General features: G+C 73.5%; 14 protein-coding genes. 6 read left to right on the top strand and 8 right to left on the bottom strand.

Features of this window, described 5'->3' with window-relative positions; genetic code table 11:
• The first annotated feature begins 111 nt into the window (after nucleotides 1–111).
• Nucleotides 112–975: an aminoglycoside phosphotransferase family protein gene (locus tag AB0L59_RS11800; protein ID WP_365581864.1), complete on the top strand. Its 864-nt coding sequence runs from the start codon at nucleotides 112–114 to the stop codon at nucleotides 973–975.
• A 16-nt stretch (nucleotides 976–991) separates the two neighbouring features.
• Here the strand turns inward: AB0L59_RS11800 and AB0L59_RS11805 are convergent, their stop codons facing one another.
• The 4 genes from AB0L59_RS11805 to AB0L59_RS11820 all read right to left on the bottom strand — a co-directional run bounded on the left by AB0L59_RS11805 (nucleotide 992) and on the right by AB0L59_RS11820 (nucleotide 5,332).
• Entirely contained in the window at nucleotides 992–1,717 is a 726-nt protein-coding gene (locus AB0L59_RS11805; protein ID WP_365581866.1) for a 3'-5' exonuclease, read from the bottom strand.
• A 102-nt stretch (nucleotides 1,718–1,819) separates the two neighbouring features.
• A complete protein-coding gene (locus tag AB0L59_RS11810) occupies nucleotides 1,820–3,058 on the bottom strand; it encodes an SAV2148 family HEPN domain-containing protein (RefSeq protein ID WP_365581868.1) in 1,239 nt (412 codons plus the stop codon).
• Nucleotides 3,059–3,174: 116 nt separating this feature from the next.
• Nucleotides 3,175–4,482, bottom strand: a complete 1,308-nt coding sequence (locus AB0L59_RS11815; RefSeq protein ID WP_365581870.1) for a copper amine oxidase — start codon at nucleotides 4,480–4,482, stop codon at nucleotides 3,175–3,177.
• A gap of 46 nt (nucleotides 4,483–4,528) precedes the next feature.
• Entirely contained in the window at nucleotides 4,529–5,332 is an 804-nt protein-coding gene (locus tag AB0L59_RS11820) for a Tat pathway signal sequence domain protein (protein ID WP_365581871.1), read from the bottom strand.
• Nucleotides 5,333–5,529: 197 nt separating this feature from the next.
• Here AB0L59_RS11820 and glgX point away from each other — a divergent pair, with 197 nt between their 5' ends.
• Nucleotides 5,530–7,647 (top strand): glycogen debranching protein GlgX, encoded by a 2,118-nt coding sequence (gene glgX, locus AB0L59_RS11825; RefSeq protein WP_365581873.1) that lies wholly within the window; start codon nucleotides 5,530–5,532, stop codon nucleotides 7,645–7,647.
• 180 nt (nucleotides 7,648–7,827) lie between these two features.
• On the opposite strand, the gene AB0L59_RS11830 is transcribed toward glgX, so the two are convergent.
• Nucleotides 7,828–9,393: an MFS transporter gene (locus AB0L59_RS11830; protein ID WP_365581875.1), complete on the bottom strand. Its 1,566-nt coding sequence runs from the start codon at nucleotides 9,391–9,393 to the stop codon at nucleotides 7,828–7,830.
• An 81-nt stretch (nucleotides 9,394–9,474) separates the two neighbouring features.
• Here AB0L59_RS11830 and treY point away from each other — a divergent pair, with 81 nt between their 5' ends.
• Nucleotides 9,475–11,844 (top strand): malto-oligosyltrehalose synthase, encoded by a 2,370-nt coding sequence (gene treY / locus AB0L59_RS11835; RefSeq protein WP_365581876.1) that lies wholly within the window; start codon nucleotides 9,475–9,477, stop codon nucleotides 11,842–11,844.
• A gap of 185 nt (nucleotides 11,845–12,029) precedes the next feature.
• Here the strand turns inward: treY and AB0L59_RS11840 are convergent, their stop codons facing one another.
• Nucleotides 12,030–12,917 (bottom strand): LysR family transcriptional regulator, encoded by an 888-nt coding sequence (locus tag AB0L59_RS11840; protein WP_365581877.1) that lies wholly within the window; start codon nucleotides 12,915–12,917, stop codon nucleotides 12,030–12,032.
• A 111-nt stretch (nucleotides 12,918–13,028) separates the two neighbouring features.
• On the opposite strand from AB0L59_RS11840, the gene lpdA reads away from it, so the two are divergent.
• Nucleotides 13,029–14,540 carry a dihydrolipoyl dehydrogenase gene (gene lpdA, locus AB0L59_RS11845; protein WP_365581879.1) on the top strand — a complete coding sequence of 504 codons (1,512 nt, stop codon included), beginning with the start codon at nucleotides 13,029–13,031 and terminating at the stop codon, nucleotides 14,538–14,540.
• A 136-nt stretch (nucleotides 14,541–14,676) separates the two neighbouring features.
• On the top strand, nucleotides 14,677–15,927 hold the full coding sequence (locus tag AB0L59_RS11850) for a M14 family zinc carboxypeptidase (RefSeq protein WP_365581880.1): 1,251 nt from the start codon (nucleotides 14,677–14,679) through the stop codon (nucleotides 15,925–15,927).
• A 35-nt stretch (nucleotides 15,928–15,962) separates the two neighbouring features.
• Here the strand turns inward: AB0L59_RS11850 and AB0L59_RS11855 are convergent, their stop codons facing one another.
• Nucleotides 15,963–16,397 carry an SSI family serine proteinase inhibitor gene (locus tag AB0L59_RS11855; protein WP_365581881.1) on the bottom strand — a complete coding sequence of 145 codons (435 nt, stop codon included), beginning with the start codon at nucleotides 16,395–16,397 and terminating at the stop codon, nucleotides 15,963–15,965.
• 107 nt (nucleotides 16,398–16,504) lie between these two features.
• The gene (locus AB0L59_RS11860; protein WP_365581883.1) at nucleotides 16,505–17,056 is read right to left on the bottom strand and encodes a DUF1707 and FHA domain-containing protein; all 552 of its coding nucleotides are present in this window, start codon (nucleotides 17,054–17,056) and stop codon (nucleotides 16,505–16,507) included.
• Between the two features lie 190 nt (nucleotides 17,057–17,246).
• Between AB0L59_RS11860 and treZ the strand changes: the two genes are divergently transcribed.
• Complete coding sequence (gene treZ / locus AB0L59_RS11865) at nucleotides 17,247–18,992, top strand: malto-oligosyltrehalose trehalohydrolase (protein WP_365581884.1); 1,746 nt, start codon at nucleotides 17,247–17,249, stop codon at nucleotides 18,990–18,992.
• The last annotated feature ends 53 nt before the right edge of the window (nucleotides 18,993–19,045 follow it).

A 19,045-nucleotide genomic window follows, 5' to 3' on the forward strand; every position in this document is an offset into this window, starting at 1 on the left:
CCGTGAAGGCGATACGTCGTCAAGAGGCCGCGCACACCGCCCGACCTGTACGAATGCGAGACTGCCCGAGTACGGCACACGCACCCCACCGGACGGCACGGAGGCGGCACGATGGACGAGGCACGGGCACGGGACGTACTGGCCGCGGCGGGAGTGCTGCCGGGCCCGGCCCGGGACGCACGGCTGCTCGCCCTCGGCGAGAACGCGGTGTTCGCCGCCGGTGAGCTGGTGGTGAAGGTGGGCCGCGACGCCGAGCTGCTGCAGCGGGCCCGGCGCGAGCTGGACATCGCCGGCTGGCTGGCCGAGGCGGGTGTACCGGCGGTAGGGGCGGCCGAGCCGAAGCCGCGGCTGGTGGAGGGGCACCCGGTGACCGTGTGGCACCGGCTGCCGGATCCGGTACGGCCCGCCGAGCCGCGGGATCTGGCGCGGTTGCTGCGGCTGGTGCACGCACTTCCGTCTCCTCCTTTCGCCTTGCCGCCCCGCGAGCTGCTGAGCGGTGTGGAGCGCTGGCTGCGGCTGGCGGGCGATGCGATCGACCCCGAGGACGCGGCCTGGCTCCGCGCACGCCGGGACGGGTTCGCGGCGGCCGCGGCCGCGCTGACGCCTCATCTGCCGCCGGGACCCATCCACGGCGACGCGCTGCCCCGCAACGTGCACATCGGGCCGGACGGGCCGGTCCTGGTCGACCTGGAGACCTTCTCCGCCGACCTGCGCGAGCACGACCTGGTGGTCATGGCTCTCTCCCGGGACCGGTACGGGCTGCCGGCCGAGGCGTACGACTCCTTCGTCGAGGCGTACGGGTGGGACGTACGGGAGTGGGAGGGGTGCGGCGTGCTCCGCGGGGCTCGGGAGACGGCCAGCTGCGCCTGGGTGGCCCAGCACGCGCCGAGCAATCCGAAGGCGTTGGCCGAGTTCCGGCGCCGCGTCGCGTCGTTGCGGGAGGGGGACGAGACCGTACGCTGGTACCCGTTCTGAGGGCGACGCCCCCGACCTACACGGGCTGGCTCTCGGTCAACCCCCGTAGGGGCCACGTCCCGTCGACCACCGCGTCCGGCTCGCCCTTGCGGCGCAGGAAGGCCTGGAAGTCCGCCGCCCACTGCGCGTACCACTCGATCTGCCGTTGGTGGAGATCGGCCGGGTCCAGGGAGGCGATCTTCGGGTGGCGGTCGGCTATCGCGGAGGCGAGGCGCGCCGCGGCGAGGGCGTCGGCCGAGGCCGTGTGGGCCGCGTCGAGGACTATGCCGTACTCCGCGCAGACCGCTTCCAGATTCCGCTTGCCGCGGCGGTAGCGGTCGACCCAGCGGTCGATGGTGTAGGGGTCGATGACCGGGGCGGGGGCCGGGCCGCCCAGGCGGTCGGCGAGGGACGGCAGGGCGTGGCGGCGCAGTTCGGCGGAGAGCAGGGTGAGGTCGAACGCGGCGTTGTAGGCCACCACCGGGACGCCCGTCTTCCAGTACCCCACGAGGACGTCGGCGATGGAGTCGGCCACCCGGTCGGCCGGCCGGCCCTCGGCCGTCGCCCGTTCGTTGCTGATGCCGTGCACGGCCACCGCGTCCGCCGGGATCTCCACGCCCGGGTCGGCCAGCCATTCCCTGCGGCCCATGGGCTCACCGGCCCTGACCTCGATCACCGCGCCGGTGACGATGCGCGCCTCGCGCGGATCGGTCCCGGTCGTCTCCAGGTCGAAGCCGATCAGCAGCTCCTGGTGCCAGCCCATGGGCGGCCCCCCTTCTTGGTGGTGCTTTCCCCCAGTGGCCTCCACCCTCGCACGCGGCACTGACAATCAGAGGATCGCGTTCCGCTTGTGCCGGTGCACACGTCAGGACACAGGGCGCGAATCCGCCCAGGACAGCTCGAACTCCTCGCGGTATGTCGGGAAGAGACCGGCTTCTCCCGCCTCGTCCGCCCTGACCAGCTTGCTGCCGTTGCGCAGCACCAGCACGGGTGACTCCATCCCGCGCGCTCCGCGCAGGTAGGACTGCACCACGGCGATGCCGTCGGCGCCGTCGCCGTCCACCAGGTAGGCGGTGAAGCGCGGAGTCTCGTCGTAGACCTGGATCTCGAAGGCGCCCGGGTCGCGCAGCCGGGAGCGGACCCGGCGCATGTGCAGGATGTTCATCTCGATCGACCGGCCCAGTTCGCCCCGTTTCATCCCGAGTTCGCGCTCGCGGCGCTTGACGGAGCTGGAGGCCGGGTTGAGGAAGAGCAGCCGTACCCGGCAGTCGGACTCGGCCAGCCGGACCAGGCGACGGCCGGAGAAGTTCTGCACGAGCAGGTTGAGGCCGATGCCGATGGCGTCGAGACGGCGGGCGCCCCCGAAGAGGTCCTCGGCGGGGAACTGGCGCATCAGCCGCACCCTGTCGGGGTGCACGGCGACCACGTCCGCGTAGCGGTCCCCGACCAGGTCCTCCACCGCGTCCACAGGCAGCCGGCGCGCGGAGGGCACGTCACCGCCGGCGCCGAGCGTCTCCAGCAGCCGGGCCGAGGCGCGCTCGGCCTGGCTGAGGACCGCCTCGGACAGCGCCCGGTTGCGGGAGACGACGTTGCGGGTCACCTCCAGCTCGTCCAGGGCGAGTTCGAGGTCGCGGCGCTCGTCGAAGTACGGCTCGAAGCACGGCCAGTGCTGCACCATCAGCTCGCGCAGCTGCGGCAGGGTGAGGAAGCTGAGCACGTTGTCGTCGGCCGGGTCGAGCAGATAGCCCTTGCGGCGGCTGACCTCGCGCACGGCGACCGCGCGCTGCACCCACTCCTGCCCGGCGGGGCCGGCCGCGGCGACCACCCAGTCGTCGCCGTGGACGGGTTCGTAGATGGGGCGCAGTACGGCGGCCACGACCGCGCGCAGCCGCTGTTCGACGAGGTTCAGCCAGATGTAGGCCCGGCCGGCCCGCTGGGCGCGGGTGCGCACCTCGCGCCAGGCGTCGGCGTCCCAGTCCAGCTCCGGCCCGATGGATCCCGCGTCCATCGGCCGGGCCAGGGACGCCGCGCCGGGCGGGACGTCTGCGGAGTTTCCCTCGTGACCCTCGTCACCAGGGGGCAGCTCCAGCCCTCCCGAGCCCACCCGTGCACCGCCTTCCGCTCCCCCGGGCCTTTCCCGTCTCAACGATCAAGGAAGGGTACTCCGCGAGGGGTCGGCGGTGCAGCCGGATGGACAGGTCGGTTTCTCAACTGTTTTCCTCAACTTCGAGGTTCCCAATGGCCGTTCTGCCATGCCAGGTCACCCGGAGTGAGCGGATTCATAGCCGTCACGTCGCGCGGGACGAGGGCGAAGCCCTGCCAGTGCACCGGCATCGGCTGCTGGTCCTCGTCCCGCGCGATGTGGTGGAAGCCGACGTTCATCCAGATCACCGGGTGGGTCAGGGCCTGTCCGCCGACCCAGGTGTCGACGGACGTGGGGTGTCCGCGGCCGCACTTGGGGTTGTCGCTGGCGAACAGTTCGCAGGGGTCGTACTCGGTGACGTAGAGGTCGTGCTCGGTGAAGGGGCGGCCGAGGTACTTGGTGGTGGGGCCGGGGACGATCTCGTACGAACGGGCGTGGCCGTCGTTGTTCCTGCCGGTCGCGCTGACCACCCGCCACCAGCGGTAGTCCTTCAGGTCGGCCGCCATCTCCCTGGTGACCCCGGTGCGGGTGGTCTTCGTGCTCGGGCCCTGCTGCCCGCCGGCGCGCGGGCTGACGGCCGAGTCGTACTGTTCGACCTTCGTCCTGGACGAGCCGTCGAGGCCGAAGTCGAGCCGCCAGAAGACGTTGTGGCTGTGGCTGGTGGCATAGGCCTTGGCGCCCTTGCCGACGGGCCAGCCGCGGCCGTCACCGGCGTCGTAGTCCTCCCAGGACAGGCTGCCGGTCGCACCGACGTTCATGGCGATGGTGCCGTCGTCCTGGAAGCGCCACTCGGTGATGTACTCGTACCAGCCGACCTGGTTGACGGTGTAGACGAGGAAGTCCTTGCCCTGCGCCTGGTAGACCCTGCCCGTGCCGAGGTCGTCGTGCATGCGGTAGGCGTGACCACGCGAACGGGTGGTCGTGCACAGGCCCTTGACGTACGGGTGAGCCGTGTCGACGGGGTCGGGGACCTTGACGGTCTTGATGGTGCCGCCGGGGCACTCGGCGGGTGACAGGTTCATCAGGGAGGCGGCGAAGTCCTCGTCCGTCAGGTCGCTGTACTCGTGCTGTCCGTCGTCGTAGGGGACATGGATCTGGGCGAGTCTCGCGCTGTTCAGGACCTTGATCGGCTTCGGCTCGCCCTTGGGCTGGTAGCTGATCCTCTCCAGGACGAGACCGGCCTTGCCGTCGTAGTGCCAGCACATCCGCCAGGTCGTGCCGGTGGAGAGCTTCTGCTCGATGCGGTAGGCGGAGCTGCAGTCGGCGGCGGGCGCGGTGGCGGCCGTGGCCGGACGGGCGGCGGCCGGTCCGGCGGCAGCCAGCGCGGCCACGGTCAGGCCGACGGCCGCCGCCCTGCCGGCGACACGGATTCCGTACGTGGGCATGTCGAAATAGCTCCCTTGCGAGAGGTGCGGTCCGGGATGACGCCGGTCAGCGGTGGCCGAGCGCGGCGACGTTGCGGGCGCTCAGGTCGATCACCACGGACCTGGTGTCGATCCAGGGCCCGTTCCTGACCTTGGTGAACAGCCGGACGCACCGGTGCGTGCCGCACTGGTCGAGGGCGGCGGGCTGGGCGCCCGGAGCGGCCCGGTAGACGCCGCCGCTCAGCAGCAGCTGGTCCGGGGAGGTCAGCGCCCTGCCGGTGGCGTCCTTGTAGTCCGCCGTCAGACCCGCGCCGAGCGGGGAGGCGATCAGGAGCCGGGCGGCCTCGGCGTTCTCGTCCCGGCTCGGTGGCGGCTGGACGCCGCGCCGGGTGCCGGCCCGCACGACCCTTCCGGCGTCCAGATCGACGGTCTTGGTGACGAGGGTGTCGCTCTTGTAGTCGTAGAAGGTGATGTCGGCGCGTCGCGGTGCGTCGGGGTCGTCCGCCTCGCCGGGCTCGGATTCGGCGAGGTCGGCGCCCAGCCGCTGCGGTCCCCGCCCGCCGTCGACGTTCTCGCCGGTGTTCAGCAGCTGCCGGTCCAGGGCGATCTGCTCGGCCCGCCGGATCTCGTCGTCGGTCAGCGGGTCCCGGCCGGTCCCCTTGCCCAGTGCGGCGGGCGCCTGTTCGACGACACCGGGCCGGACCGCGTCCGGGCCCTGCCCGGGCCGCGTACCGCCGCCTCCGGCCCCGCCCGACGCGTCCGCCCCCGCCGTGCCCGGCAGGGTGATCGCGACCGTCGCGGCGGTCCCCACCGCCGCCAGGGCCACTCCTGCCACTAACGTGCCCAGATGGCGGTGCACTGTCTCACGCACATCGTCCCCCTGCTCCCCGTTGTCGTCCGGGAGTACGTGTTGCCCCACTGGTTCGGCACACAGCGGGTAGGAGAGCCACCGTGCACGCTGGTCGGTGGGTAAGAGGGAGGCAAGTCACGGGAGGTTCCGTCACTTTCGGGGAGACTCGGGGGCCGACGCGCCCCCAGCACGGCAGCACACCTGGGAGAGTCGTAGCCATGCAGGTCTGGCCTGGAGAGGCGTATCCGCTCGGCGCCACCTATGACGGCGCCGGAACCAACTTCGCGGTCTACACGGAGGCCGCGGACCGAGTAGAGCTGTGTCTGCTCCACGACGACGGCTCGGAGACGGCGGTGGAACTGCGCGAGAGCGACGCGTTCGTGCGGCACGCGTACGTGCCGGGCGTGATGCCGGGACAGCGGTACGGGTTCCGGGTGCACGGCCCGTACGACCCCGGGCGCGGGCTGCGCTGCAACTCCGCGAAGCTGCTGCTCGACCCGTACGCGAAAGCGGTCAGCGGCACGGTCCGATGGGGCGAGGAGGTGTACGGCTACCACTTCGGCTCGCCGGACAGCCGCAACGACCTGGACTCCGCCCCGCACACCATGGCCTCGGTGGTGATCAACCCCTACTTCGACTGGGGGGACGACCGGCCGCCGCGCACCGAGTACCACCACACGGTGATCTACGAGGCCCACGTCAAGGGCCTGACCATGCGTCACCCCGGCCTCCCGGAGGAGCTGCGCGGCACGTACGCGGCCCTCGCGCATCCGGCGCTGATCGAGCACCTGACCGAGCTCGGGGTGACGGCCCTCGAGCTGATGCCCGTTCACCAGTTCGTCAACGACCACCGGCTGGCCGACATGGGCCTGGGCAACTACTGGGGCTACAACACCATCGGCTTCTTCGCCCCGCACAACGCGTACGCTTCCTGGGGCGACCGCGGCCAGCAGGTGCTGGAGTTCAAGTCGGCGGTCCGGGCGCTGCACGAGGCCGGGATCGAGGTCATCCTCGACGTCGTCTACAACCACACCGCCGAGGGCAATCATCTGGGTCCGACGCTGTCCTTCAAGGGCATCGACAACGCGTCGTACTACCGGCTCGCGGACGATCCGCGCTACTACATGGACACCACCGGCACGGGGAACTCGCTGCTCATGCGGTCCCCGCACGTGCTCCAGCTGATCATGGACTCACTGCGCTACTGGGTCACCGAGATGCACGTCGACGGCTTCCGCTTCGACCTGGCCGCGACGCTGGCCCGGCAGTTCCACGAGGTGGACCGGCTGTCGTCGTTCTTCGACCTGGTGCAGCAGGACCCGGTGGTCTCGCAGGTGAAGCTGATCGCCGAACCGTGGGACGTGGGCGAGGGCGGCTACCAGGTGGGCAACTTCCCGCCGCTGTGGACGGAGTGGAACGGCAAGTACCGGGACACGGTACGGGACCTGTGGCGGGGCGAGCCGAGGGCGCTCGCGGAGTTCGCCTCCCGGCTGACGGGGTCGTCGGATCTGTACCAGGACGACGGGCGCCGCCCGCTGGCCTCGATCAACTTCGTGACCTGCCATGACGGCTTCACGTTGCACGACCTCGTCTCGTACGACGACAAGCACAACACGGCCAACGGCGAGGACAACCGGGACGGCGAGAGCCACAACCGGTCCTGGAACTGCGGGGTCGAGGGCGAGACCGACGATCCGGAGGTACTCGCGCTGCGCGCCCGGCAGATGCGGAACTTCGTCGCCACGCTGATGCTGTCCCAGGGCGTGCCGATGATCAGTCACGGCGACGAGTTCGCCCGCACCCAGCGCGGCAACAACAACGCCTACTGCCAGGACAACGACATCTCGTGGGTGCGCTGGCCGGAGGGCGAGGGTGCCGACCGGGAGCTGCTGGAATTCACGCGCGCGATGGTGTGGCTGCGGCGCGACCACCCGGTCCTCCGCCGCCGCCGGTTCTTCCACGGCCGCCCGGTGGAGGGCACCCACGACGAGCTGTCCGACATCGCCTGGTTCACTCCGGAGGGCACCGAGATGACCCAGCGGGACTGGGACTCGGCGCGGGCGTCCGCGCTGACGGTGTTCCTGAACGGCAACGCGATCTCCGAGCCCGGCCCGCGCGGGGAGCGCATCACGGACGACTCGTTCCTGCTGATGTTCAACGCCTCCCCGGGCGAGCTGGACTTCCTGGTGCCGGTCAACCACGGCCGGCAGTGGCAGGTGGTCGTCGACACCGCGCATCCGGAGGGGGTGCCGCCGGGGTCCGGGACGAAGGTCGCCGCGGGTGACCGGATCACCCTGCCCGGCCGCAGCCTGACGGTGCTCCAGCGGCCGGCGTGACGGGCGTGCACGGCCGAGACGGCAGCCCCTAGCCAGGCCCTGTCGTCGAACTCCCGTCGTCCGGCCCGGAGGGCGGCCCTCGCGGCGTCAGCTGCGTGCTCCCGGCGTGCCGGGCCCCGGCCCGGTGCGACGAGAGTGCGTGCACGGCGTCGCGGGGCAGGCGGGAGTTCGACGACAGGCCTAGGGCTGCCTGTCCGGTACGCGCGCGTGGGGGGCATTTCCATGACCCACGGGTGTCTGGTACGTCGTCGGACGCGTCGTCAGGGCCAGGGCGAAGGCGAGCGCGGCCACCGTGCTCGCCGCCGCGAACGCCGCCGAGGGGCCGTAGGAGTCGGCGAGGCGGCCGGTGACGGCGACCGCCAGGGCCTGCCCGCCGACGAGCGCGCTCGTGGCGGTCCCCATCGCCTCGGCCAGCCGGGCCGGCGCGACCGCGCGCTCCAGGAGCCCGAACACGGTGACGAGGTGCGGGGCGTAGGTGACGCCGAGGACCGTGACGACGGCGTACAGACCGGGCAGTCCGGTGATGCCGAGCAGCGGCAGCGACAGCGCGCAGCAGGCCCCCGTCGCCAGCCGCCACCGCGCCCGCGGACCGAACCGCTCCGGTACGGCGGCCATCCCGAACCCGGCCACGGCGCTCATCACCCCCATTTCCGCGTACACGAGCCCCGCCTGGTCCTCCTGGCCCAGCCGGCCGGTGAGGGCGGCGATCCCGGCCTGGCACGCCCCGAACATCGCCCCCTGGAAGGCGAGGGCGGCGAGCAGAGCGGGAACACACCGGGGCAGCGGGGGCCGCCGGGCACACCCGCGCGCACTCCCGGCAGCCCGTCGGCCGCGGCCGACGACGGCGTCCGCGGTGGCGGGGGCGGACGCCTCGCGAGCGCGTGCGGGACCGGCGACGGGAACCCCGCCCCCGGGAGCACGTACGAGGCCGGCGCCGCAAGCCCGTCCGGCGGGCGCGACAGCGGGAGCGTCCCGTTCGGGGGCCACGGCGCGGCCTTCCCGGCCGGGAACGGCGGCGGGAGCCTCGAGCGTCGGGGCGGGGGCGGCGGCCTCGGGCGTGCGTGCGGTGGCCGGGCCTTCGCGGGCCGGGGTGGGGGCCTTGGCAGCCGGTGTGAGCAGGCGGGCCGTGGGGTGCAGGGCGAAGGCGCTGCCGCAGACGGCCACCAGTACCGCCGCACCGCCCATCGCGTAGGCCGGATGGGCGAGCACCGCCGCCACACCGACGAGTGCCGGTCCGAGCACGAACGACAGCTCGTCCAGGGTGCTCTCGAAGGACAGGGCGGCGCCGACGCTCGCCTCGGGAACGCCGGCGCGGCGGGCCAGCGCGACCAGTCGGGTGCGGGCCAGCGGGCCGACGAGCGGCACGGTGGCACCCGCGGCGGCCCCCAGAAGGGCCAGGACGGGCACCGGCGGGCCCGCGAGTGCTCCGGCGACGAGCAGGGCCACGGCGAGCGCGTTGGCGAGCGAGAACGCCGGCACGACCGTCCGCTGCCCGTGCCGGTCCGCGAGCCGCCCCACGAGCGGCCCGCAGACGACCTGGCCGAGCGCGAGGGCCCCGCCCGTCAGCCCCGCCGCCGACAGGGAGCCACTCGTCCGGGCGACGAGCAGCACGCTGCCGAACTGGATGGTGGCCGTCGGCAGCCGGCCCAGGAACGACACGCACGGCAGCAGCGGTCCGGTCAGGCCGATCACCTGACGGTAGGTGTCCCGCGCCCGGCGCCGATCCGGCTTCCCCGTTGTCCCCATCGCTCGACGCTAGGCACGCGCGCGTGGGTGCGTGCAGGGACCGATGACACGAAAGGCGGCAGGCTGGGTACGTAGGTTTCCATGACTTCTGCGCGACCCGGACCGGAGGTGCCCACGGCGACCTACCGGCTGCAGCTCCAGCCCGCCTTCCCGTTCGCCGCCGCCGCGGCGGCCGTACCGTACCTGGCGTCGCTCGGCGTCTCGCACCTGCATCTGTCCCCCGTCCTGGAGGCCGTGCCCGGCTCCACGCACGGCTACGACGTGGTGGACCACGCGCGCGTGCGTGAGGAACTCGGCGGCGAGGAGGGCCTGCGGTCGCTGGCGCGGACCGCGCGGGAGCACGGTCTGGGCCTGGTGGCCGACATCGTGCCGAACCACATGGCGATGGCCCCCCGGCACAACCACGTCCTGTGGGAGGTGCTGCGCGAGGGGCCCGGCTCCCCATACGCGCGCTGGTTCGACATCGACTGGGAGGCGCAGGGCGGGCGGGTGCTGCTGCCGGTGCTCGGCGGTCCCGTCGGCTCGCAGTTGGAGCATCTCGTGGTCGACGGCGACGTACTGCGCTATCACGACCACGCGTTCCCGCTGCGCGCCGGCACCGCCGAGCTTCCCCTGCCGCAGCTGCTGGACGCCCAGTGGTACCGCCCGGTGTGGTGGAGGCTGGCCCGCACCGAGCTGAACTACCGGCGGTTCTTCAGCATCTCGGAGCTGATCGGGCTGCGCGTGGAGGATGCGGAGGTGTTCGACGCCACCCACGCCAAGATCCTCCAGCTGCTCGACGAGGGCGTGCTCGACGGACTGCGCGTCGACCACCCCGACGGCCTCGCCGATCCCGACGGCTACCTCGCCCGGCTGCACGAGGCGACCGGCGGGCGCTGGACGGTGGTGGAGAAGATCCTCGCCGACGGCGAACGGCTGCCGGCCTCCTGGCCGGTCGCCGGCACCACCGGCTACGACGCCCTGCGGCAGGTCGACGGCCTGTTCACCGACCAGAAGGGGGCGTACGAACTGCTCGGCCGGTACCGGGCGTTCGCGGCGCCGCAGACGGACCGGGGCGGCAACTGGGAGGCCACGGTGCGCCGGGCCGCCTACAAGGTGCTCACCCACGAGCTGGCCGCCGAGGCCGACCGCCTCACCCGGGTGGCCACCCGGCTGTGCGCGTCCTCGCCGGACCTCGCGCTGCGCGACCGGGCTCCCTGGGCGCTGCGCACCGCCGTGGAGGAGCTGCTGGTGCGGATGCGGGTGTACCGGCCGTACACCTCCGGTGACGCGGCCGCCGTCGTCACCGAGGAGGCCGCCGAGGAGGCCCGGCTCGCCTTCGTGGTGCCGGAGGAGGCGGAGGCCGTCGGCATCGTGCGCCGGCTGCTGGTCGAGCCGCTCGGTGACGGGTCGGCACCGGACCACGCCGACCGGGTGGAGTTCCGCACCCGGTTCGCGCAGACGGCGTCGGCGCTGCGTGCCAAGTCGGTGGAGGACACGGCGTTCTACCGCTATGTGCCGCTGCTGTCGGCGACCGAGGTGGGCGCGGATCCGGGCCGGCCGGGGGTGTCCCCGGAGGACTTCCACGCGTACTGCGCGCGCGTGCAGCGCGACTGGCCGCTCACCGGCACGGTCGTCTCCACGCACGACACCAAGCGCAGTGCCGACGTCCGCGCCGCGCTGGCCGTGCTCACCGAATGCCCGGACCGGTGGGCGGAGTTGCTGGCCGAGGTGACCCTGCCCGAGGAGGGCGCGCCGGACGGGCAGCTGGCCTGGGCGGCCTGGCAGACGGTGTTCGGGCTCGGGTCGGCCGAGGAGGAGCGGGTCCGGCAGACGCTGCTGAAGCATGTGCGCGAGGCGGGCATGTACACCAGCTGGACGGAGCAGGAGCCGCCGTACGAGGAGGCGGTGGCCGCGTTCGTCGCCGCCGGGCCGTGCGGGCCGCCCGGTGAGCGCGTGGCCGCGTTCCGCAAGGCGCTGGAGCCGCACGTCCGGGCCAACGTGCTCGGCACCGCCCTGGTCCATCTGACGATGCCGGGGGTGCCGGACGTGTACCAGGGCACGGAGGGCGAGTACCGGGCGCTGGTGGACCCGGACAACCGGCGTCCGGTGGCGTTCCCGCCCGAGGTGCCCGGCGAGAAGGACGCGCTGACGGCGGCGGCGCTGCGGCTGCGTGCCCGGCGCCCCGGGGCCTTCGGCGCGGCCGCGTCGTACGACCCGCTGGCCGCCGAGGGCCCGGCGGCCGGGCACTGTGTGGCCTTCGCGCGCTCGGGTGAGGTGGTCACGGCGGTGACCCGCCTGTCGCTGCTGCTCGCGGAGGCGGGCGGCTGGCGGGACACGCGACTGGCGCTGCCGCCCGGCCGGTGGGCGGACGTCCTCACGCCGGGACGGGAGTTCGGCGGCGACGTGCGCGTGGCGGACCTTTTCGACCGGCTGCCGGCGGTGCTGCTGGAGCGGGTCGCGGAGGGGTGAGGGAGCGGCCGGGGAACGCGGCGGTCGCCGGGAACGTGGGCGCGGAGGGCCCCGGTTGCTCTGAGCGGCCAGGGCGCCGAGGAGGCTCGGCGGGCAGGCGGAGCGGCGCGTGTTCCTCCCTCCGTCCGGCCGACCGGTGACGGTGCCTGGGCCGGTCACGGAGGGTGCGCGACGTGCCGACGGGCTCAGCCGGCCGGAGGGGCGCCCGGGGCGGCCCAGGTGGCGCGCAGGAGGTCGACGAAGGCCTCGGCGGCACCGGTGGGCGGCACGCGCGCGTAGACCGCCAGGGGGCGCTTCCAGGCCGGGTCGGGGGTGAGGACGGCGCAGTCCTCGCCCACCGCCCCGCGCACGACGTCGGCCGAGGCGGCGCACACCCCGACCCCGGCGGCGGCCATGCGCACGGCCGTCGAGCTGTGCTCGGTCCACACGGCGGTCCGCGGCCTGAACCCGGCCCGCCCACAGGCCCAGTCGAGGAAGCGCTCGCCGTGGACGACGGGCTCCAGCGCACAGCGCACCCAGGCCCGGTCGGCGAGCTCGGGCAGCCGCACCGTCGTACGGCCCGCGAGCCGGTCGTCGAAGGGGACCACCAGGACCAGTTCCTCCTCACCGACCGGTACGACCGTGCCGTGCGGCTCGGTGGGCTCCGGACCGAAGGCGAGGTCGGCGGTGCCGTGCTGCACCGCCTCCTCCAGCGCCTCGGCGGTGGCGTACTCGTGCAGCCGCAGCAGCACCCGGGGGCGGGCCGTACGCCAGCGGGCGAAGACGTCGGGCAGGACGCCCACGGCGAGGGAGTGCAGGGTGGCGACGTGCAGTTCGCCGCCCTCGGCCCCGGCGGTGGCCCGGGCCGCGCGACGGGCCTGTGCGGCGCTGCGGACGGCGAGTTCGGCGTGCGGCAGGAAGGCGCGCCCCATGGGGGTGAGGCGCACGCCACGGGGCAAGCGCTCCAGCAGGGCGCCGCCGACCGACCTCTCCAGGGCCTTGACCTGGTGCGAGAGCGCCGGCTGCGTGACGTTCAGGGCGTCCGCCGCGCGGGTGAAGGACGCCTCCTGGACGACCGTCACGAAGTACTCCATCTGCCGCAGGCTCAACTCGGAGCCCTCCCCCCAGGCCCATAAGCATCCTGCATGGCTTCCACAAGAACATTGCCTTGGACTCATGACAAGGGGTGGGCGGAGGGTGGGGCCATGACCACACGAGCCACGCACACAGCGGACGTCATCGTCATCGGCGGCGGCACGGGCGGGTACGGCACCGCCCTGCGTGCCGCCGCCCTCGGGCTGGACGTCGTCCTCGTCGAACGCGACAAGGTGGGCGGGACCTGTCTGCACCGGGGCTGCATCCCGAGCAAGGCGATGCTGCACGCCGCCGAACTCGTCGACGGAATCGCCGAGGCGCGAGAGCGGTGGGGCGTGAAGGCCACGCTGGACTCGGTCGACTGGGCGGCGCTGGTGGCCACGCGGGACGACATCGTGGCGCGCAATCACAAGGGGGTAGAGGCGCACCTGGCGCACGCCGGCGTGCGGGTGGTGCGGGGCACCGCACGGCTGACGGGGCCGCGGACGGTACGCGTGGAGAGCGTGCGCACGGATTCCGCGCCGGGCACGGCGGACAGGCGGACGCTGAGAGCGCACGCCCAGGACGCGCGCCCGCACACCGATCTCGAGTCGGGCGTACACGACTTCAGCGCGCGGCGTGGGATCGTGCTCGCGACCGGCTCGCGTCCGCGCACGCTCCTGGGGCTCGAACCGGACGGACAGCACATCGTCACCAGTGACGATGCGCTGTTCGCGCCGGGACTGCCGGCCTCCGTCCTGGTGCTGGGCGGGGGCGCGATCGGCGTGGAGTACGCCTCCTTCCACCGGTCCATGGGCGCGGAGGTCACCCTGGTCGAGGCCGCGGACCGGATCGTGCCGCTGGAGGACGCCGACGTGAGCCGCCATCTGACGCGCGGCCTGAGGAAGCGCGGCATCGATGTCCACGCGGGCGCCCGGCTGCTGGACACCGAGGTGCTGGACAACGGCGTACGCGCGAGGGTGCGCACCGCGCGGGGCGAGACGCGCACGGTGGAGGCGGAGCGGCTGCTGGTGGCCGTCGGCCGGGTACCGGTCACCGAGGGGCTCGGCCTGGCGGCGGCCGGACTGACGACCGACGAGCGGGGTTTCGTCGTACCGGCGGACTGGAACCGGCTGGAGACGGCCGTACCCGGCATCCATGTCGTCGGGGACCTGCTGCCGCCGCCCTCGCTCGGCCTCGCCCACGCCTCGTTCGCGGAGGGCCTGCTGGTCGCCGAGACGCTGGCGGGGCTGCCCCCGGCCCCGGTGGACTACGCGGCCGTGCCCCGGGTGACGTACTCCTCTCCGCAGACCGCCTCGGTGGGGCTGAGCGAGACCGAGGCACGCGCGCGTGGGCGAGAGGTCGAGGTCGACACCATGCCGCTGACCGCCGTGGCCAAGGGCATGGTGCACGGCCGGGGCGGCATGGTGAAGGTCGTCGCCGAGGCCGGCGCCGGGCAGGTGCTCGGGGTGCACCTGGTCGGCCCGAACGTGTCGGAGATGATCGCCGAGAGCCAGCTGATCGTCGGCTGGGACGCGGAGCCCTCGGACGTGGCCCGGCATGTGCACGCGCATCCGACGCTGTCGGAGGCGGTGGGCGAGGTGTTCCTGACGCTCGCGGGACGTGGCCTGCACCAGCAGTGAGCACACGGCACGCACCGCCCGCGCCGCGCCCCGTGCCTGGGTCCGGGCGCCCCCGGGAGCCTCCCCGCCGCATGCTTGACAGTTCACCTTTCCCGTGCGGGACTTGGAGGGCGAAGCCGGGCGGAACAAGTCGGGGGTGAGTCTTCTGCCGGAGCTGCGCTATCCCAGCGTTCCCGAACTGGTTGCCTCCGCACAGGCGTTGGCCGCTCAGGAACCGGGGCTGTGCTCGCTCAGGCAGGTGGGCGCCTCACGCGCGGGAAGACCTCTGCACCTGCTGTCGGTGGGGCACGCCCGGCGGGCGGTGCTGGTGGTCGCCGGTGCCCACGCCAACGAGCCGACCGGGGGCTCCACCCTGCGGGTGCTTGCAGAAAGAGTGCTGGCGGAACGGGAGTTGCGGGCGGACGCGTCCTGGCACTTCCTGCTGTGCGCGGATCCGGACGGCGCGAGCCTGCACGTGACGCCGGCACCGCGCAGCCTGCTCGACTACCACCTCGGCTTCTACCGGCCGACGGGCGCGGAACAGCCGGAGTGGTCGCCGTCCGTGCTGCCGCCGGACCGGCTGCCACCCGAGACCCGGGCGCTGACCGGGGTGATCGACGAGCTGCGGCCCTACCTCCAGGTGACCCTGCACGGCACCGACCTGGGCGGCAGCTGGGTGCAGTTGACCCGGGACGTGCCGGGGCTGGCCGAGCCGTTCGCCAAGTCCGCGGCGCAGCTGCACATCCCGGTGGAGACGGGCGCCTCGGACGCCGCCGGCTGGCCGGCCTCCGGCCCCGGCGTGCATGTCATGCCCGGCCCGGAGACGGGCGCCGCGTACCCGAGCATGCCGGACGACGCGCGCCACAGCACCTGGTACCACGTGCACCGGTACGGCGGTCTGACGGCCGTGGTGGAGGTGCCGATGTGGGCGAGCGACCTGGTGGACGATCCGGCTCCGCATCCGGCACCGGTGGCGGCGATGCGGCGTCTGGCGCAGCGGCTGCTGCGGGACGCGCTGGAGGTGGAGCAGGTGCTCGCCGACGCGCTGCCCCGCCTCGACGGCGTGGACGGCCCGCTGCTGCGGGCCGCGCGCTGGGCGCTGGAGCTGATCCCGGGCCTGGCCGAGGACTGGATCCACACCCCGCCGGCCGCCACCACGATGGCGTACGTCGGCAGTGTCGACGCCTTCGGGCGGCGGCTGCCGCTGCGCGCGGCGGCGATGCTGCTGCGGGTGCTGCGGGAGGCGGACGACCGGGCGGCACCGCGGCTGGAACAGCTCGTCGCTGCCTGGTGCGACGCCTTCGCGGTGCGCTTCCGGGCCCGCTGGGTGCCGTTGGAGCACCAGGTCGAGCACCAGTCCCGGACGGTGCTGGTGGCGGCGCAGCAGGCCCGCGAGCGGGTGGGGTGAGGCTCCGCGCCGCCCGCGCCGCCCGGCGGCCGGGCTCAGTGGCCCACGTCGAACACCGCTCCCGTGCGCGCTTCCATGGTGCACCTGCTGGAGTAGGTCTCCTGGTAGTCGACCGGCCGTCCGTGCCACCGCCCGTGGGCGTGGACGGTCACGGGCGCGAAGATCATCGGGCAGAAGACCTTCTTCGCCGGGATGCGCGCGATGTCGCCGTCGGCGGCCGCGAGTTCGCCGCAGGCTTCGGCCGCGCGCGCGTACCCCAGGGGCACCGGGTCGCACAGCAGCAGCGTGCCGTGCTTGTCGCCGGCCGGGGCGGTCTCGCCCGGGGTGACGGTGAGGTAGAGCCAGTCGTCGGTGAGGGGCAGGACCGCCCGCGTCGCGCGGGGTGCCGCCTGGGCCGGGGCCGCGGTGAGGAGACCGGCACAGGCCAGCAGGGCGCCGGCGGCCGTGGTCACTCGGGTCATGTACGTCATGCCCGATGCATCGGCACACGGGCCCGCGTGCCACAGCCCGGCTCACCCGATCGGTTGGGCACGCGCCCGTGCGGGTGAGCAGGTTCGAACAGACGGGCCGGTGCCGTTCAGCTCGCGGCGAGGCGGAACGCGATCCTGCCGAAGGTGACCTGGTCGCCCTCGCGGACGACGACCGAGCCGATCACCCGGCGGCCGTTGACGGTGGTGCCGTTGGTGGAGCCGAGGTCCCTGAGCACCCACAGGTCCGCCTGCCGGCTGAGCTCGGCGTGCACACGGGAGACGGTCTCGTGGTTCAGGCGCAGCCCGTTGGCGGGGTCCCGGCCGATGCGCAGCGGGTGGGTTCGCGCCGGGTGCGGCAGCAGCAGCTTGGGCAGCCGCTCGGCCTGCCAGGCCCGGCGCAGCCGTACGGTGAACCCGGAGACGGCCTCGACGGAGCCGAAGAACGCGCGGGAGAAGCGGTTCTCGCGGGGCAGGTCGGCGACGAGGGCGGCCAGTTCGTCGGCGTGGCGGGCGGCCAGCGCCAGCTCCATGCGGCGCACGAACGTGTCGTGCGAGAGCCGGCCCATGGCGACGCCGTCACGCAGCACCTGCAGCGCCTTGTCGCGCTCCGCGTCGGACAGCCGCGCGGGGTACGTGGAGAACTCGAAGGACGACGTCACGCAGCTGATTGTCGGACAGTGAACCCCGGGTGTCCAGAACACGCGGAATCGGCGCCGATCTGCGGGTACTTCCACGACACCACCGGGAAAGGACGGATTCGAAAGCGGATTGATCGTCCGGGCGGGCACGATGGGGACGCGGGACATCACGGTGAGCAGGCGAGACATCACAGACGAAGGGGAACCGTCCGTGCAGTTCGAGGTGTGGGCACCGCAGGCGGACCGAGTGACGCTCCATTGCGAGGGGGGCACGCGCGCGTTGGCGCGCGATCCCGAGCGCGCGGGCTGGTGGACGGGGGAGGCGGATGCCGGGGACGGCGCGCGGTACGGGTTCGCGCTCGACGACGGGCCGGTGCTGCCCGACCCGCGCTCGCGCCGCCAGCCGGACGGCCCGGACGGGCTGAGCGCGGTCGTGGACCACGGGCGTTACGCGTGGCGAACGCGGTGGGCGGGGCGGGGGCTGCCGGGCGCGGTGCTCTACGAGCTGCACGTGGGCACGTACACCCCCGAGGGCACCCTGGACGCGGCCGCCGCCAGGCTGGAGCACCTGGTGGAACTGGGCGTCACTCACGTGCAGTTGATGCCGCTGTGCCCGTTCCCGGGGCGGCACGGCTGGGGCTACGAGGGGGTGTCGCTGTGGGCCGTGCACGAGCCGTACGGCGGCCCCGAGGCGCTGAAGCGCTTCGTCGACCGGGCGCACGACCTCGGCCTGGGAGTCGTCCTGGACGTCGTGCACAACCACTTGGGCCCGTCGGGGAACTACCTGCCGCGGTTCGGGCCGTACTTCACGGAGGCGCACCACACGCCGTGGGGTTCGGCGGTGAACCTGGACGCGCCGGGCTCGGACGAGGTGCGCGCGTTCCTCGTGGGCAGCGCGCTGGCATGGCTGCGGGACTACCGGATCGACGGGCTCCGGCTGGACGCGGTGCACGCGCTGTACGACACGCGCGCTCAGCACTTCCTGGAAGAGCTGTCGGCGGAGGTGGACGGCCTGGCCGCGGAGCTGGGCCGGCCGCTGTTCCTGGTCGCCGAGTCGGACCTGAACGACCCGCGGTTCATCACCCCGCGCGCGGAGCACGGCCTCGGGCTGCACGCGCAGTGGAACGACGACTTCCACCACGCCCTGCACTCCGCGCTGACCGGTGAGTCGCAGGGCTACTACGCGGACTTCGCGCACGCGCCGTTCGCCGCGCTGGCCAAGACCCTGACCGGCGGCTACTTCCACGACGGCACGTACTCCAGCTTCCGCGGCCGGCACCACGGGCGGCCGCTGGACCGGGCGCGGGTGGCCGCGCACCGGCTGGTCGGCTACAGCCAGACCCACGACCAGGTCGGCAACCGCGCCCAGGGGGACCGGCTCGCCGCCCGCCTCTCCCCCGGCCTGCTGGCCTGCGCGGCGACGCTCACGCTGACCTCGCCGTTCACGCCGATGCTGTTCATGGGGGAGGAGTGGGCGGCGGGCACGCCCTGGCAGTTCTTCACCGACCACACGGATCCGGAGCTGGCCGAGGCGGTACGGCAAGGCCGGCGGCGGGAGTTCGCGGCCCACGGCTGGGCCGAGGAGGACGTACCGGACCCGCAGGACCCGGCGACCCGTGAGCGGTCCTGCCTGGACTGGTCGGAACCGGAACGCGAACCCCACGCGCGCGTGCTCGCCTGGTACCGGCGCCTGATCGCGCTCCGGCACGAGCAGCCGGACCTCACCGACCCCGACCTGGCCGACACGAAGGTGGCGTACGACGAGGACGCCCGCTGGCTGGCCTTCGCGCGCGGTGACGTACGGGTGGCGGTGAACCTCGGCAAGGAGCCGGCGGCGATCCCGCTGGGCACCCGCCCCGCGATGGTCCTGGCGGCCTGGGACCCGGTCTCGACGCCGGGCCAGGACGGACTGCTCCGGGTACCCGGCGAGTCCTGCGTGGTCCTGGCCCAGCCCTGATCCGGGACGACCGACGCACACCCCGCCCGGGAGGCACCCCGACTCCGCACCGA

Source organism: Streptomyces sp. NPDC052109 (assembly GCF_040680195.1).
Classification (GTDB): Bacteria; Actinomycetota; Actinomycetes; order Streptomycetales; family Streptomycetaceae; genus Streptomyces.

What these genes read in the sequence shown, in the direction of transcription:
- AB0L59_RS11800 (WP_365581864.1), top strand. Translation starts at nt 112, where the DNA reads ATGGACGAGGCACGGGCACGGGACGTACTGGCCGCGGCGGGAGTGCTG.
- AB0L59_RS11805 (WP_365581866.1), bottom strand. Translation starts at nt 1,717, where the DNA reads ATGGGCTGGCACCAGGAGCTGCTGATCGGCTTCGACCTGGAGACGACC.
- AB0L59_RS11815 (WP_365581870.1), bottom strand. Translation starts at nt 4,482, where the DNA reads ATGCCCACGTACGGAATCCGTGTCGCCGGCAGGGCGGCGGCCGTCGGC.
- glgX (WP_365581873.1), top strand. Translation starts at nt 5,530, where the DNA reads ATGCAGGTCTGGCCTGGAGAGGCGTATCCGCTCGGCGCCACCTATGAC.
- AB0L59_RS11830 (WP_365581875.1), bottom strand. Translation starts at nt 9,393, where the DNA reads ATGGGGACAACGGGGAAGCCGGATCGGCGCCGGGCGCGGGACACCTAC.
- treY (WP_365581876.1), top strand. Translation starts at nt 9,475, where the DNA reads ATGACTTCTGCGCGACCCGGACCGGAGGTGCCCACGGCGACCTACCGG.
- AB0L59_RS11840 (WP_365581877.1), bottom strand. Translation starts at nt 12,917, where the DNA reads ATGGAGTACTTCGTGACGGTCGTCCAGGAGGCGTCCTTCACCCGCGCG.
- lpdA (WP_365581879.1), top strand. Translation starts at nt 13,029, where the DNA reads ATGACCACACGAGCCACGCACACAGCGGACGTCATCGTCATCGGCGGC.
- AB0L59_RS11855 (WP_365581881.1), bottom strand. Translation starts at nt 16,397, where the DNA reads ATGACGTACATGACCCGAGTGACCACGGCCGCCGGCGCCCTGCTGGCC.